Origin of the sequence: Enterobacter cloacae complex sp. (assembly GCF_900322725.1) — a bacterium.
GTDB lineage: Bacteria > Pseudomonadota > Gammaproteobacteria > Enterobacterales > Enterobacteriaceae > Enterobacter > Enterobacter quasihormaechei.
In genome coordinates, this window is sequence record NZ_LT991958.1 from 228,767 (window position 1) to 243,569 (window position 14,803).

Annotated in this window: 22 protein-coding genes and 1 pseudogene; 7 read left to right on the plus strand and 16 right to left on the minus strand. The window is 46.9% G+C overall.

What is annotated here, in order from left to right; translation table 11 throughout:
- On the plus strand, positions 1–732 hold the full coding sequence (locus DBR02_RS24810) for a nuclease-related domain-containing protein (protein ID WP_000338612.1): 732 nt from the start codon (positions 1–3) through the stop codon (positions 730–732).
- Between the two features lie 286 nt (positions 733–1,018).
- Here DBR02_RS24810 and DBR02_RS24815 read toward each other — a convergent pair whose 3' ends face one another.
- From DBR02_RS24815 to DBR02_RS26830, 11 genes are all read right to left on the minus strand, one after another.
- Positions 1,019–1,372: a hypothetical protein gene (locus DBR02_RS24815; protein ID WP_000210769.1), complete on the minus strand. Its 354-nt coding sequence runs from the start codon at positions 1,370–1,372 to the stop codon at positions 1,019–1,021.
- A gap of 65 nt (positions 1,373–1,437) precedes the next feature.
- Positions 1,438–1,722, minus strand: coding sequence for a hypothetical protein (locus DBR02_RS24820; RefSeq protein ID WP_001091367.1), 285 nt, complete (start codon positions 1,720–1,722; stop codon positions 1,438–1,440).
- A 356-nt stretch (positions 1,723–2,078) separates the two neighbouring features.
- Positions 2,079–2,378 carry a hypothetical protein gene (locus DBR02_RS24825; protein ID WP_000442693.1) on the minus strand — a complete coding sequence of 100 codons (300 nt, stop codon included), beginning with the start codon at positions 2,376–2,378 and terminating at the stop codon, positions 2,079–2,081.
- 432 nt (positions 2,379–2,810) lie between these two features.
- Positions 2,811–3,179, minus strand: a complete 369-nt coding sequence (locus DBR02_RS24830) for a hypothetical protein (RefSeq protein WP_000537761.1) — start codon at positions 3,177–3,179, stop codon at positions 2,811–2,813.
- Between the two features lie 225 nt (positions 3,180–3,404).
- On the minus strand, positions 3,405–3,941 hold the full coding sequence (locus DBR02_RS24835; RefSeq protein WP_000800251.1) for a hypothetical protein: 537 nt from the start codon (positions 3,939–3,941) through the stop codon (positions 3,405–3,407).
- 67 nt (positions 3,942–4,008) lie between these two features.
- Entirely contained in the window at positions 4,009–4,446 is a 438-nt protein-coding gene (locus DBR02_RS24840) for a hypothetical protein (protein ID WP_000286108.1), read from the minus strand.
- Between the two features lie 44 nt (positions 4,447–4,490).
- Entirely contained in the window at positions 4,491–4,787 is a 297-nt protein-coding gene (locus DBR02_RS24845; protein ID WP_000856246.1) for a hypothetical protein, read from the minus strand.
- Between the two features lie 134 nt (positions 4,788–4,921).
- On the minus strand, positions 4,922–5,623 hold the full coding sequence (locus tag DBR02_RS24850; RefSeq protein WP_000237191.1) for a hypothetical protein: 702 nt from the start codon (positions 5,621–5,623) through the stop codon (positions 4,922–4,924).
- Between the two features lie 314 nt (positions 5,624–5,937).
- Positions 5,938–6,219: a hypothetical protein gene (locus DBR02_RS24855; RefSeq protein WP_000708863.1), complete on the minus strand. Its 282-nt coding sequence runs from the start codon at positions 6,217–6,219 to the stop codon at positions 5,938–5,940.
- Between the two features lie 65 nt (positions 6,220–6,284).
- On the minus strand, positions 6,285–7,469 hold the full coding sequence (locus DBR02_RS24860; protein ID WP_001272971.1) for a hypothetical protein: 1,185 nt from the start codon (positions 7,467–7,469) through the stop codon (positions 6,285–6,287).
- A gap of 416 nt (positions 7,470–7,885) precedes the next feature.
- On the minus strand, positions 7,886–8,062 hold the full coding sequence (locus tag DBR02_RS26830; RefSeq protein ID WP_001371930.1) for a hypothetical protein: 177 nt from the start codon (positions 8,060–8,062) through the stop codon (positions 7,886–7,888).
- 510 nt (positions 8,063–8,572) lie between these two features.
- On the opposite strand from DBR02_RS26830, the gene DBR02_RS24870 reads away from it, so the two are divergent.
- The 5 genes from DBR02_RS24870 to DBR02_RS24890 all read left to right on the plus strand — a co-directional run bounded on the left by DBR02_RS24870 (position 8,573) and on the right by DBR02_RS24890 (position 11,477).
- A complete protein-coding gene (locus tag DBR02_RS24870; RefSeq protein WP_000778029.1) occupies positions 8,573–9,517 on the plus strand; it encodes a DUF5417 domain-containing protein in 945 nt (314 codons plus the stop codon).
- A gap of 95 nt (positions 9,518–9,612) precedes the next feature.
- Entirely contained in the window at positions 9,613–10,215 is a 603-nt protein-coding gene (locus DBR02_RS24875) for a hypothetical protein (protein ID WP_001371889.1), read from the plus strand.
- Between the two features lie 59 nt (positions 10,216–10,274).
- On the plus strand, positions 10,275–10,625 hold the full coding sequence (locus DBR02_RS24880) for a hypothetical protein (protein WP_000743059.1): 351 nt from the start codon (positions 10,275–10,277) through the stop codon (positions 10,623–10,625).
- A 46-nt stretch (positions 10,626–10,671) separates the two neighbouring features.
- Positions 10,672–10,875: a hypothetical protein gene (locus tag DBR02_RS24885; protein ID WP_001015183.1), complete on the plus strand. Its 204-nt coding sequence runs from the start codon at positions 10,672–10,674 to the stop codon at positions 10,873–10,875.
- 281 nt (positions 10,876–11,156) lie between these two features.
- Positions 11,157–11,477, plus strand: coding sequence for a hypothetical protein (locus DBR02_RS24890; protein ID WP_000332796.1), 321 nt, complete (start codon positions 11,157–11,159; stop codon positions 11,475–11,477).
- A gap of 608 nt (positions 11,478–12,085) precedes the next feature.
- Here the strand turns inward: DBR02_RS24890 and DBR02_RS24895 are convergent.
- The 3 genes from DBR02_RS24895 to relB all read right to left on the minus strand — a co-directional run bounded on the left by DBR02_RS24895 (position 12,086) and on the right by relB (position 12,842).
- Positions 12,086–12,244: a type I toxin-antitoxin system Hok family toxin gene (locus tag DBR02_RS24895; RefSeq protein ID WP_001447866.1), complete on the minus strand. Its 159-nt coding sequence runs from the start codon at positions 12,242–12,244 to the stop codon at positions 12,086–12,088.
- A 71-nt stretch (positions 12,245–12,315) separates the two neighbouring features.
- Positions 12,316–12,603, minus strand: a complete 288-nt coding sequence (relE, locus tag DBR02_RS24900; protein WP_000323025.1) for a type II toxin-antitoxin system mRNA interferase RelE — start codon at positions 12,601–12,603, stop codon at positions 12,316–12,318.
- Entirely contained in the window at positions 12,603–12,842 is a 240-nt protein-coding gene (gene relB / locus DBR02_RS24905; protein WP_000534858.1) for a type II toxin-antitoxin system antitoxin RelB, read from the minus strand. The genes relE and relB overlap by 1 nt, the downstream gene beginning before the upstream one ends.
- A 24-nt stretch (positions 12,843–12,866) precedes the next feature.
- Here relB and DBR02_RS27060 point away from each other — a divergent pair.
- Positions 12,867–12,983 (plus strand): annotated as a pseudogene (locus tag DBR02_RS27060) (hypothetical protein); the annotation flags it as partial.
- A 121-nt stretch (positions 12,984–13,104) separates the two neighbouring features.
- Here DBR02_RS27060 and DBR02_RS24915 read toward each other — a convergent pair.
- Positions 13,105–14,028, minus strand: a complete 924-nt coding sequence (locus tag DBR02_RS24915; RefSeq protein ID WP_000167917.1) for a cation diffusion facilitator family transporter — start codon at positions 14,026–14,028, stop codon at positions 13,105–13,107.
- Positions 14,029–14,227: 199 nt separating this feature from the next.
- Positions 14,228–14,800: a cytochrome b/b6 domain-containing protein gene (locus tag DBR02_RS24920; RefSeq protein WP_001515348.1), complete on the minus strand. Its 573-nt coding sequence runs from the start codon at positions 14,798–14,800 to the stop codon at positions 14,228–14,230.
- Positions 14,801–14,803: the final 3 nt, after the last annotated feature.

Below are 14,803 nucleotides of genomic sequence, written 5' to 3' on the forward strand. Positions count from 1 at the left end.
ATGGATGCTTTCAATCTGCTGTGGAGCATTACGGGGGTAGCTTTCATTATCCTTATTTTCGTCGTGTTGCTGTGTCTGTTGGGATTTATGACCTCTGCCATAGCGGAACGGCGGACTGCAAAGGCAATTGAATCTGGGCTTCCTGAAGAAGCTCAGGGGCTACTTAGTGATCTCACCTTTCAGTTGTCGGCTCATAGCACTACGCAGGTTGATCACATTCTCGTAGCCCCACATGGTATATACGTCATAGAGCAGAAAAACTACGTAGGCAAGCTCTACGGTACTCTGGAGGAAAGCCACTGGCGGAAATGGACTCAGTCCCGAACCCTCAAGTTGCAGAACCCGTTTAAGCAAAACCAGGGGCACATCAGGGCTATTCAGTCTGCTCTTAAGGCTAGAGAACTGGAATGTATCAATGTCGTCATCATAAACGGACGTTGTAAGTTTGATGGCATCAAGCCGGAATGGTTATGTATGGGGATGGACGATTTTATCCATAAAGTCAAACAACGACGAGGGCTACGGTTGTTCACACCGGAGTCTGTTCAGCACATCTGTTCGGTGTTGAAGTCAACAAGGAAGTCGCCAGGGCTCTATACGGACCTTACTCATATTCATAACATAACGACAAAGTACAAAGCCCCGATGAAATTCGAGCAACGAGTAACATACATTCTGCTCAACTTTATCCATTATCTGTGGGCAAGTCTGTTCACTAAGCAGAAGCCTTAGCGCTCTATCATTGGTAAGGCTGTAAAATGTCTGCAAAAGGCCCCATCGGTAAATTGTTGGGGCTTTTTCTTTGCGTAGTTCTGATACGGTTTATCCTGTGGAGCATTATGGCCACCAGCCAGCTGGTGACTGGCCAACGCTTTGTATGACGTAGCCTACTCAGGGCAGGCTATTTTAGAGGGACCGATTTTTATCCGGGCTAATTTAGAAAGAGATAATTTGAACTTAGGCGGGCTGACCACCAGCAGAGAGGTAAATCACTAGCCGGTGATATTGACAGAAGTCGTCAGGGGTTTAACGCCGGAATATTTTGCCAGGCCTCCTGCAAGGTCTGCAAGACTTCTACAAGTGATAGTGACGGCCACAGGACTGTTTCCGTCATTATCACTCCAGGTGGCTCGCACTCTACTGGTACCAGAATTAAAACAACACGAGTTCCTTTTACCTGGTAGGCAAGGTTTACTGCCGGTTGGCGGTAGGAGGCCAGTACACCCTCACCATATTGAGCAGGGTTACTTGCCCAGTTCCGCACCATTGCATACACCTGAGGCATATACCGACTATCCAGATCCCCTTTGGGCCGTCTGAACGGCACGATTTCTTCTGAGCGGTAGGTGGTCGTTGTTGTATTGGTTGTCATCTTTGTCACCTCCCCTGTTCGTCCATTTAGAGTTTTAAGCTGCTTTACACATCACACTCAACTGATTATTTAAGCTGGTCATCGTCTCTGGCCAGCATAGCCCAACCATTCGCCTGGTTTTCGCGGGAGTAAGGATTCATTTCAAAATAACTATCTACCGCGTCGCTGTCCGCAACAGAACTGTTGTTAGCTCTCTTTGAACCCTGAACCACTACAGCATCAACCTCTGCGGCTTTCCCGTTGCGCTGTACCAGGATTTTAACCGTATTGGGCTTACGTCTTGCGAGCAGTTTGTTGGCGATAAAAAGCACAACAATCCAGGCCAAAAGCACGTATAAAAATGTATTCATAATGCCCTCCTTTGTATGTGATTATTATACCTGCTTCCATTGCAGGCCAAACAGGTTCGGTGCATGAAAAATAGACTTCTCTCCGGCGTATAGCAATCTACTTACTGATCTGTTTTCGTATCAAACTGTATGGCATAACCGAGGGGCGTACGTGGTGAGTCAGAAAGTTACTTTTCCGTAATAGTTAATTTCAGATCCTTCTTCCAGTTACGCTTCAGTATAAAACCGATACCCTCTAATTCAGCATCCTTCACGTTTAATACGCTTCACTTTAAGGCAGGGCTTTTCGGTTGAAATGAATTCTTTTTCCGGTTGCTGGACATGGGTTTCATCCTGATAGTTAAAGTTGCAGGCTATCAGTCACCACCACCACCTCCGTCACCTCCTCCACCGCCACCATCACAACCACCAGCTATGCTATTTTCACCATTACAATCACCTCCGAGGGGGTTCAAATGGCTGCTCCCCTGTAGATGGTGTCCTTGCCAGATCGAACCCGAACCAGCGCCTCCTGAGCGTCTTTGCTTGCCCTGAGGCAATTGTGCAGGCTCACCAGCACCGGCGGTACCAAAAATGTCCCGGGCAATTTTATAAAGAAGGTAAAAAGGTACGCCCAGCATCATAAAAAAGATTACTGAAAATATTACACGTTCCATTGATGATCTCCTGTCTTGTGAGAGACCAGTTATATCAGGGTGATTCAGTATTTCCGTTTAGAAAAGAGTACTAATTTGGCCCTGTTCGCTCTTAATTTGCCATCCGGGAAAAAGTCATAGGGATAGGCCTGCCAGAGTCAATAACTTCCAGTGATCTGGAGGAGACCCCGGCTCTCTGAGCCCTCATGGATGGTACGGCTTTACCCCTTGTAAACAGATTCACGTTCCGCAGGACAAACATCGACTACTGACGTCTCATATTTGCTGACGCTAATCCGACGTCTCATTGCCGTCTGCTTGTTTTCTTTAAAGGGTGTATTAGACGAATATCAAATCGGAATGGTAGGGGATGTGTGGGCACCATGCCCGGCCCTCTTTGAGCATCTGAGAGATTGGAGACCTAGCCGGGTAAGATAGCTACTTTCTTACGGGTTACCCTTCAAATCCAAAGACGAAACGGACGCTGCCGTTCTCCACGTGGAGACGCTTTACTTCTTCGACAAATTCCTGGATCACCTCTCCGGCGTTATCGGGTGGTATGGCTGACAAAATTTCTTCCGAAGTCAGCCATGAGTATGAATGTTCACCGAATAAATCATCATCTTCGGACGGTATATCATCAGGTAATCCGCGTAATGCGTGGATAAAAACTGCTGATGTGCTCGCCCTTTCACGATCTACATCAAATCCGAGCCAGGCAAAGTGGAGATATGATCGGTCCCCTTTATAATTGCTTGATAAATTAATCCATTTACCAGGCTTTTCTTCCCTTTGAAATCGCCAGCAGATATCAACGCCCATTAAGAAACTCCATTACTATCGTTCGTATGAGATAACTATCATTTCAGAATACTATGACTTCTTCCCGTATAGAACTAATCGCTCACGCCATTTAGCTACTTACTTTTTTTACGTACGCTTGCAGCGCAGTACCTTGAGAGAAGTAAGTAAGACTGGGCGAAGCCAACCGGTTCCGCCACCTCGCTCACCGGCTTTTAGGCGTAAGCACTGAAGTCAGCCTCCATGCTAACTGGCGAGCCTGCGAAAGTCAGACTCGTTGTTATAAAGCGGCATATCGTAAGCAGTGTCTGAAATGAACATTCGGATCTGCTCAAGCGTCATGCCACAATGAAAACGGGTTACGCTCACATTGGCCCGGGGGAAGTCAGCACAAAATGCATTCAAAACATTCTCATGGACAATACCAATGTTGATTAACGCAGCTGGCCCGTTGTCACGGAAAGATACGACACGGAATCCCCCATACCAGCCTGACTGGGAGAAAAATGAAAATGCACTCGTTGCCAGACCATTAGACAGGTCATAGCGCAATTTCCCGCTCAGAGACTGGCTGTCTCTGCTGTACACGCGATTAATGAAAATGCCGGGACCAACTTCTACCGGCTGCTTGTTGCTTGCTAAACACGGAAAGCCCACCAGCGAAACCTCCCTTTCTCCTAACCAGTTTACCTGATACCCGGCAGTGAGAAAGTCAGTCAGTTCTACGCCAGAAAGAGCATTAATGGCCGCAATATCGGTATCCAAAATATTTACGTTTTTCATATTCATCTCATCTATATTCTAAAGTGCGTTTTTTGTCTATCAGCCCGAGGATTGAAAATTTGAATATTTAATGTGACAGAAAAATACCTGTCACCTTTTCAAAAACTGCCTGCAATTGAATATCGAGAGAGTCCATTTTAAAATCCACCAGCTCAGCTTTATTATCGCAAACCGAATAAAAATAGGAGTCAAATGCGTCTGTATCTTCATCTTTAAAAATACGGAAGGAATTAATTTTATTATGCCCTTCAAATTCGGCATGAATACCATAGCGAACCGAGCCGTCATCGAACTGAACAACCCGTCGTACAGAATTAATCCGGACGTACTGTTTTAAGGCCCTCGCGAAATCGGCATTTAACGCCAACGCTCGTAAGATTGAATCAGCGGTTTCATTCTGCTTTTTACGATCATATTCAAACATCCCACAGCCGGTGTTACGAAAGACCGGCTGAAGAGCATTAACCAGGTTGAAGGAATCCACGTTTCTGTCGTTTCTGTACATGAGATATCTCCTGCCCCTCCGCTATACGAAGGGGCTTGATAGGGTTACTGCCAGGCTGCGATCACTTCTTCGCACTGGAAATGAGATAAGCACTGCTGGAGTAAAAGGGCCAGCACCGCTGTGTTAGGGACGCGATTGTTACACCACGCGTTGAATAGCAGCTGCCATGGACCGGCATAATACCCGGCCAGTTTCTTTTTTTGTTTATCTGTGCAGCAGCTGGAAATGGCCTGCTGATAAAGGCTTTCATTCTCGGCACCAGAGCGTTGTTGCAGTGCCTGATAAATATAGGAGTAGACAGAATCGGAGCAATTAGATGCATAGGCCAGATTGGTTTTCATAATACCTCCTGTGTTTTTGGGTATTATATAAAACTCCGACCTACTGGCTAATAACCCACACTGTAATTTCTTTTAAAAACACAATAAATTTTCAAAATTGGACCAGTGTGGATTTAAGCGAGCAGTTTAAATCTTTATGAACTAGCTTTCAAAGAGGTTGGTTTTTCGGGAAGTTTTTTGCCAGACCAGCATGTTGGTTTTTTTTCTGTAGTGCAGATTAGCTGGTACCTGCCCCTTCTTACCTCTTTGAGCAATGACTGTTTGAAATATGGTAAGCCCAGTTCAAAAACCCAGTAACGACCGTCTGCAAAAACGACTGAATTTTCAACGCCATCCGAAGCCACCAAGGATGCATCATTAAGTAGACGTTCTTCATAATGAAATGGTAATGAAAATGTCAGATATAACGCACAAAGTACAAAGATTCCTGTGAGACTAACTGCCAGTGAACCACAATAACCAGAATAAACATTTAAATTTCTTTTGATAAATTTCTCATGCAAGATTACAAGCAGACAGAATACACAAGCTACCAGCCCAAATCCTACATGCAGATAAAACTGTCTTATTTCATCATTCCAGACGATGTTGTCCCATTTCGTGCTTAAGATTGAACCCAACAAGGAGATAATAAAAGCGGCAATTTGAGAACTGATAAAGTAGGAGAAAGCTGACTTTGAAGTTATTTTTTTCATAGAAACAGGAACCTCTTTACCTCGTTCCTGATCAGAGAAAAGACACAAAACGCACCATGCGCAAAAAACTGCAAGTCCAGATGCAATAATCTCGCGTAAAAACATATTAAACGTTTCCGATAATGAATAAGTAATTACCATATCCTCTCCGTAAGTCTACATATAATTCAGACGTGACAAATAATTAAAGGCATTGCTATTCTATCATTATGCATTGCGTTTAAAATCATTTCTAATTCAGCAGAGTAGCGATACAGGCATTTCGCTATCCTAAAATCTGGTAGCTTTCCATTTCCTTGCTGAGATAAATCAAAATAATTCTATTTATTGCCTATTCGGATGCTGCAAAACCTTATAAATCCGGATGTATATCACTTAACAGTGAACCATTCGGTGACTTGCTCTCCGTGAGGTCCACCGGGTTTATCCAGTAGGGAACATTCTGCTTTTACCGTTTACTGCATACGCGAGCAGGAATTCTGTTGCAGTTCTGCATTTGCCTGCTTTTCCAGTGCTGTCATAACCCGGCGGAGCATCGCCAGAGCCTGAACAGGCGAGCTCCCAAACTGCACTTTCACTTCATCCGTATCATGATCCTGAATCAGGTCGAGGATGTTCACTTCGATCCCTGCCCCGTTTTCATCTTTTGCCGTGCACTGAATACTTACCCGGGTCACCGAATCCGTCAGGACTGGCAGTGGGTTAGTCTTGTCTACGTTGATAAAAGCCTTCTTCATTGCCCTGTTTCCCCTTGTCCTGAAAAAGTTACCGACCCGTCCGGATGGAGGGGTCGGTCAGAAAATCATGCCTGTCCCTTATTCATCTTCTCAGCATGCTTACGCAGGTACTCTTTCAGGTCAGCATGAGCATTGATGATATCGTTCATTTCATCATTGGTCAGAACAAGCGTGTAAGTATCAGTGCTGACAGATTCACCTTCTTTAAGCTTGGCTTCTTCAGCAATACGTTCAAAAATCGGGATCGCGGTGTCGGCAATGACGGTCACGGTCTTTTTGTTCAGAACGCTGGACATGGATGGTGCTTTACCTGCCGGGTTCTGTTTAGGAGCGCTGTCCTTTGGAGCCGGAGCTGGTTCCTGTACCGGTGGCGTAACCAGCGTCTCTGTATTGCTTTCATCATTCAGTTGATCCGGTACCGGGGTGTTAACGGTAGCATTACCTGCCGGTTGCTCATCACCGGAGTTTTCCGGAGTCTGCGGATCTGCCATGCGCTCTTCTACCTTGGCAGCTTTGACGAATTTCAGCGTGTTTTTCGTCGCTTTACCATAGATGGAGATCGCCTTGTTGATGTTATCTACCGCATCCTCACCGCTGTACATATACTCGTCCAGCGCAACGTACATGCTCACCTGATCGCTCACAAGCATGGTCTGTAGTTCAGAAGGCAGGTCCAGTACGCGAACCATCTGGCGAAGATGCTGCTCTGATTTACCACGTTTTTTTGCCAGTTCCGCAAAGGTCTTAGGCTCTTCTTTATCTTCAACAAGACGCTTAATTGAAAGCGCTTCAGCTACGACAGACAGCGCCAGGTTGGAGTTGCCGGTCAGGGTGAAGAGTTCTGCTTTTGAAGCGCTACCGCGAAACTCTTCGCAGCGAATACGAGTAATGCGTTCACGCCCTTCTGCTTCCAGCTGGCGGTTTGCAATAGCGATGGAACGGATACGGCAAGCCCCCTGACGCAGTACAGGTACGCCATTAACCATCTGAACAACGATAGGCGTCACGCTGAACGGGTCTTCCATGTAGGCATCGGCCAGGCTGTTCAGGTGTTCCACAACGTGAGGCATTGAATAGTAGAGCTCGCCCATACCGGCCGTGCGGGTGTTAAAGCCTTCCTGCTCTACAACAACCGAAGGGTCAATGATAAGGCCGTTACCTTTACGGGCACCGTTACCAGTGCGTTCCAGGTAACCACGAAGGCTGATTTCGTTGCTGTTGTTTTTTACTTCAGTTTCGATTGCGGACATTTTTGTTCTCTCTTTTGGTTGGTTGTTTAACTGCGCTACAACACAACAATACCAGGTTCGACATTTTTTCTAATAGGTTGCACAGAAGAAAAAGTAACTTTTCTTAAAAAAAATTCCTGAGACAATACTACTCGATCCGTCCGTTTTAAATCTTCACAACAGTGGGCCGTTTTTACGTTTAAGCAAAATAGCTGGTTCAGAAGGTGAGTCGGAGAGAAAAGTTACTTTTCCGGTTGTCTGGGCCAGTGATGAGAGAGTGGCAGGACAGGAATGGCTAAACCGGTGCGGGTCTCTTGTAAGTCGCAGGGGATTGAGGAGATATAGAGGTAAACCGGTACGTTCAGTTTTTGGATTGAGCCGGGCTTTTGGCCCGGGCTTAAGGAAGCGGAAATTTGAACGAACTGGCAGGTAATGATTTATGCCGCCGACAGCTGGCCGTCAGTGCTTTGCTGTTCTGGTTTGACAGTTGGGGGATAACCGGCAGTTAGCCGCTGGCATTCCGCATCACAGAAAGCCCTGAGGTTGCTGAAGACGGACTCCATGAAATCAGCATGAGCATACGAGTCTACAGGACGTGTCTTGTTATCTTTCATCTTGTTCTCCTCAATCATTATTAAAACCAGCGGATTTAGTTCCTGGCGCTCCATCTGCTGACCGGCTTTCCCAGAGAGCAGCGATGTGTCGGGTTCTGTTTCTCATTTTATCGTTTTCATCGGGCCCATCCGGCCGTATAAGAGACCGATTTGGCATGTTTAAGAAACGTACTGGCGACATTAAAAGCTGAGGTTGGCTTTGGAATAAAAGGATACTTTTCCCGTTTGTCAGGTCTTTCGCTACCGCTGCACGATGATTCTGTCAGGCATTCTGCGCCCTCCTTGGCTGTACATCTTGAAACAAGCGGTGGGATGTTCCCTTCCCCCTGCTCACCGCAGAATAATTGGCAAGTCCCGACGGTCGTTCCGTACGAGCCGGGTCCAAATAATGAATAAATACAACGCCACTTCAATTGTATTGACAATAGAAGTTAGGAGGATCATAGTGTCATTCATGGTGCGGCTTTCGCACCACCGCCCCGGCGGTACCGGGCAGAACTGGAGTACCTCATGAAACTTTCCCGTCAGACGACTTCTGATACTTCTGTTGATGGCCGTTCACGCGCATATGCCTGGGGCCGTGTCCATTATTTCATTATCGAACATGCACCAATGGCTGAGCTGGTCGCTATTGACGAGCTGCTGGAAAAAGCTGGCTGGAGCAATGACGGCTGTCCGAACTATGAGAAAGATGACGAGTTTGGTAATGCTGGTTACAGCTGTGGTTACTGGATCGATATTGACAGCGTGGGAAGCTTCAAGGCTGACTACAAACGTCTTAAGGGTGAGATTAGTGCGCATATCGCCTCAAAGGCGGCAGAGGTGGAGATCCGCGTACTGGACTCGATGTCCGACAAAGAATGTAAAGATGTTGCCTCGGTGGCATGTACTGTTCGCCGTGACTTACGTACGCAGTCCGAATCGCTTCATTCACTGCGTACTATCGTAACGGTTGATCATTACAATCCCTATGTGATCACCAGCCGCCCGCTGAGCATTTCCGCCTGGACACTTATCCACGACTGTCTGAAAACCGGCACCATCAATGACGTCTGTTCACGGTTGAGTTCATTAATCCTGCACTCTGAAGCCGCGATTGCCCGTTGTAAGGGAAGCTCCGACTACTCTTCGGAACACGCTCAGCTATCGTTTTTTGCTGGTAACGACTATGTCACCAGACGCACCCTTGTTGATGCAGCTCACGAAGAGGCTCTGCGAATGAACCGCCGCTTTGATGAACGTATTGCAATGAACGCGGATTCTGATGCCAGAAGGCTCCAGTGCGAATTCAACCTGAGCAACCATGTCGTACAGCGTCGGACCGTTGAATCTGCTCATATCCAGGCAATCAACGAAGACGTCACCCGTTCACAGGCGGAACCACGCTGCCCTGGAAAGCTTCTTCTGAAAATGACCAGTCATGAGGAAGTGCGGGACTCACTGAGCACCTGTTAGTCCAGCGACACCCCCTGCGGCTCTACTACCGGGCCGCAGTCTGCTCCGGCCAGATGGTGCCAGTGGCGTAATGAATTTGTTTAATAAGGCTGAGTATGATGAATAAAGAACAACTAATCGACAAACTGGAACGCGTGGTATGTGGTCAGTACTCCTACGAAATGCAGGAGCTTGCGTATTCGGCCCTCTGCTGCATTAAAGGCACCCCGGACGACTGCGCTAAGTTCCCTGTTACGCGTCCGCTGCCTGACACCTTAGTGGACGTATGGGACGAGATCGGGCAATACCTTGGCACAGGCAAAGCCATTGAAACTCGCAGTTGCGGCGTTTCGCTTCTGCTTCATGGACACTGCTACGATTCAAATCATGTGCTGTACTGGCGCAATGCTGGCGCACTTCCAGCAGCTTGCGATACGCCACTGGCTGGTGGGTCTCGCAAACTGTTCACCTGCTCAGCCTGTGGAGTGGACGGTCTGGATGAACCACCTGAAACCAGTTGCCACTGCTGCACAGAGGGGGCCCACTGGATTGAGAGCAGGCTCTTCACCTCCGGGCAGGCAGACCCTGAAGAATTTAGACCCGTGGCGGTCGTGAAAGAGTGTGCAGGCTCAACGCCGGATGATCGGCTCATCTGGAGCGTGATTGAACAGCTCAACGGCGAACTGGCGGAAGGCGATAAACTATTTAAGCGACGCTGACAGATCACGTCAGCATTTATATCAGACGAACTCCAGAATAATTTAAAGCAACCATGAACATGAAAAAGCCCAAAGCTGCATTACAGAATGCCATGAAAGAAGATGTGCCAGCTGTGACACAGATTCAGATGCGATCTACGGTTTCCAGAAAGGTTCGCTATGTAAAACAGGCAAATCGAGAGGGTCTGAAATTATCTGAGTGGATGTCGCGGCATCTCGACGCTGTCTGTGATACCGCAGATGAGATTCATAAAGGCAAACGCTCAACTCCGGTTGCGCCTGGGAAGATTCCCCCTGAGGTATACCAGGTGATATACGATCAGTGCGGCGGGTTCGTGGAGTGTGATGCTAATGCCCAGGTAATCTGGGAAGCCTGCCGTGATGCCATTCTTAACGGAGACAAAGGGTAAACGGCAGGTATCGCCTGTCATTTTTACCCTTGTGAGGAAAATCCTGATGAACCATGAGAGCCGAACTGTATACCTGAACACGGCCATTGAGGCCCTGTTGAAAGCTGAGGCGGCTCTGAACGAGCTGGCATTAGCCTATGTACTCAAACCAGGTGAAAAGGCAAGCGCATGCCATCCCCGAACCGGTACGCTTTCCACAGCTTCCCAGGTAAGAAAACTTCGCCGTGTTCTAGAAAAAAACAAGTTATGACGGCCCTTATACGCTGGCATAATGTACCGTGCTTCGCTCATCCCAGCAGTATGGGTTTTAAACTCTTCCATTTTTAAGAGTACGGGAAGAGCCTTATTATTGTCGCATACCCTACGGATGCATTGCAGTTCAAACCGCTGTTCGGTGCAATTATTGCTGTATCCGGCGGATTTGAAAATGACAGAAATAGTGATGTAAAGCTCCGCCATTAAAGAAATGCCCCGTAGTTTGGCGAATCAACTTTCTGAATTATCTCGATGAACACCATTTAAGGAAATCGAATGTGTGATTTTTGCAGGGCTGACGAAAATTACTTTCATATGGCAGAATGCGTGTATGACCAACTGGTTAAAGAGTATCCCGTAATGTGGCTGCGGGATTCAACCCGGATCGGGGCCTGCTACCTCTGTCGAGAACTGCTGTCGCCGGAGGGGATGGTCCTGGCGATGCAGAGCGCTTTCCCTGCGAAGGGATGGCGGCTGCGTATTTGGTACAATGAAACCATTGACGAAGAGATAGAACCGCAGCGTGGAGACTGTATTGAGCTGTCCTCCAGGGCGGACGCTCTGCTGTCCTTCATGTCGTTCCAGGAAAAGGTTTAGCGCTGCGGCCCCCCTCACAAAAAGGCGCTTTCCGCGACAAATCTGGTACGACCGGACAACGTTGAGTCAATTCTTGCTTCCCCGCAGAAGAATCCCTATGAAGTAAAGTAGAGGTAGGCATTACGCCCACCAGCAAACCTGATAACTGTTCTTTGCGTAACATCCTCAAACTTCTGGTGCCTTCGTAGACTGCGATGCGAATGCCCATGAGCTGAATTCACCGTATCATTTGACCGGATGCAGCGAGAACAGAAATGACAATGTTTGAACGATTTGCCAGACGGCCATAAAACTCTACTGGGTACAGAATAAGGACTGACCGCAATGGCTACGTTCTATGAGCTACCGACCAGTGAGAAGTCCATTGTTTCCGGTACGTGCCCGGACGAGCACCGGTGAAATTTTTCCCGACTGGATTACGCTAAGGCTTTTGAACGGTTTGCGTGAAGTGGGACTCTTTGGGTCTGGTTCTTGATTTATACAAAAGGCTATATGCCACAAGACGGGAGGAAAAAAGGGTTTCCCCGACTGGAGAAACCCTTTCAAAAGGTGCCGATGGCATACTAATCCACACCCCGAAAAGAGGGGGTTGCCCCCCTCTTTGTCAGCTACTTACCGGATTCGTAGGCCAGGATAGCAGATACCTCCCTTGTTCCGTCTTTCATCCGCAACTCGCAAAGCGAGTTTCGTGTGAGCCAGGTGAATATCAACAGCGTTAAACAAACTATTAATATGCACAAAACAATGGGTTGGTTCGGCATTTTCATGGCCTTCTTCTCCTGTCAACGCAAAGCAGAAGTGTCACCATCGGTGCGAAACAGAGATGTCATGCTTTGGTTCAGAGAATGCGTTTGACCGCCTCGCTATATACTTCCGAGCGTTCTCTTTTCCCAACAGAAATCACGAAAACGACAACTTTCTCGTCTATAACCTGGTATACAAGGCGATAGCCTGAAGACCGGAGCTTAATCTTGTAACAATCAGGCATACCACGGAGCTTGTTTGCTTCAATCCGGGGTGACTCAAGTACTTCAACCAGCTTCTTTTTCAACTGTTCACGTACCGTCGAGCCCAGCTTTCGCCATTCCTTTAGTGCCCGCTCGTCAAAATCCAGAAAATACGCCATCAGAGTTCATCCAGCGTCACACGTACTGGCTTAGGATTACGAAGTCGTTCTTTCACTATCTCCACAAGTTCAGCATCTTCATCACTCAGGAGTGTCTGTTTGAACGGCAAGCGTTCATTGTCAGCGATATACTCGAGCATGAGACGAAGCGCTTCAGAAGGAGTTACGCCCATTTTTTCAAGCGCGGCGTAAGAACGCGCTTTAAGTTCATCGTCAATACGTAGGTTAATGCTACCCATGTCTTACACCCCTTGTAATTACAAATGTCATTACAAGTATCGCACTACAACATGCTTAGGGCAAGTCACGAAGTAAGTCAGAAAGTAGTCGTAAGAACGGTGATCACTGTCCGCTTTGTGCCAGAAGCGGACTTTTTAAAAATATTGCGTGCCCAACAATTGGGCGCAGGTCACATCAAGTACCCTCAGAATTATAGAGAATACCTGAAATTTTTGTAGAGCGAGGTTTGTTACCCTGCCCGACCAGCGACATGTGGTTAGTTTAGTGATCAGAAATGTCGAGCGTTTGGTCGTTCATTGACGCGGGATCTTCCAACGGTTCCACATGAGTGGTGATATGGATAAAAGGCAGTGCGGTGCGGATATCATTCTCTATACGCTCGGCCCAGTCGTGCCCATATTGAACAGTCCATCGCCCAGGAACTAGGATGTGCATTGTCATAAACGCCCGCCCGCCAGCCTGGCGTGTACGTAGTGCATGGAAATCAAGCCCCTGTTCACGATATCCTGCCAGCAGTGACTCGATTTTTTTGAGTTCTTCCGTGGGTAGCGATACGTCCATCAGACCTGCAGCTGAACGACTCATAAGCTGATAACCAGTCCAAACGATGTTGGCTGCGACCAGCAATGCAACGATCGGATCGACCCAAAACCAGCCGGTCAGATAAACCAGTCCGACACCAAAAATGACACCGACCGACGTCCAGACATCGGTCAGCAGGTGATGAGCATCTGCCTCAAGAGTGATAGAGTTGTGCTGCCTGCCAGCCCTTAACAAAATGCGAGCCGTCACAAAATTAAGGATTGATGCGACTGTTGAAACCAGTAATCCGAGACCAATCTCCTCAAGCGGCTGTGGAGTTAACATCCGCTCAACTGCGGTATAGGCGATACTGGCTGCCGCCAATAGGATCAGAAATCCTTCGAAAGCACTCGAGAAATATTCGGCTTTGCCGTGCCCATATGCATGGTTCTCATCGGCCGGAAGCGCAGCCAAGGTCAGCATCCAGAGCGCCATTAGGGCTCCTGCGAGGTTAACTACGGATTCGATGGCATCAGATAGCAGACCGACCGAACCGGTCATTTTCCACGCCACACCTTTGAGTCCGATAGTGGCAATAGCCGTGGCAATGGAAAGCCAAGCGTAGTGCGTCAGCGGACGAGGTAACCCTTTTGTTTTAGTCATTATTAACTTCCTAAAATAGGACGACTAACTCACATTTCTATCCATGATAGATAATTAAACAATCATTTCGCCATGAATATTTTTTCGTTTTTATTAAATTTAATTAAAAAGTCTCTGCAAGTGCTGTTTCATCTTCTAGTAAACTAAATTTTATTTTTAGGGTTTTCTTCAACTTGAAGTAATATTATCTCACAACAGATTAGTCACTTAGGTTAACTGAGCGGCTTTTATATTTTTCAATTAAAATATGCAAAACTCCCATTGCACCATGTGCATAAAAATAGACCTCAATGAAAGTAGTAAAGAACTTATGCCAGTGGATTACTGTTTCAGCCAGATTTGACTGCATGGTATTCAACAAGAACCATAGGCCACCTGAAAGTGCTACAATTAGCAATGCTAGAACTCCAAATCCTTGGATTGTACTGGCAATACCTCCCGAATGTGCATCGGGCAGTCGGAAACTAGTCAACGTTTTTATATCTTGCTTAATACCACTAAAGTCAAGCCCTACCCATGAAAAATAATAAGTAAAACCTCTTTGAGTAAGCATCCAACTTAACATAATAAAACCACAAATAATCAGTCCTAACCCTGAAATAATGTGCATCCAGGTTATAACTCCTTCAAGACTATGTTCACCAATTGCTTCGGTCTCTGTCAGATTAGAGTTAATAATTTGTGATAATATTAGAAATGCCACAATGATGTGAAGAATACGAAAAAAAGGAGCGTAATCATGGGGTAATAGATTCCAGAGTCGCAATTTCATTAA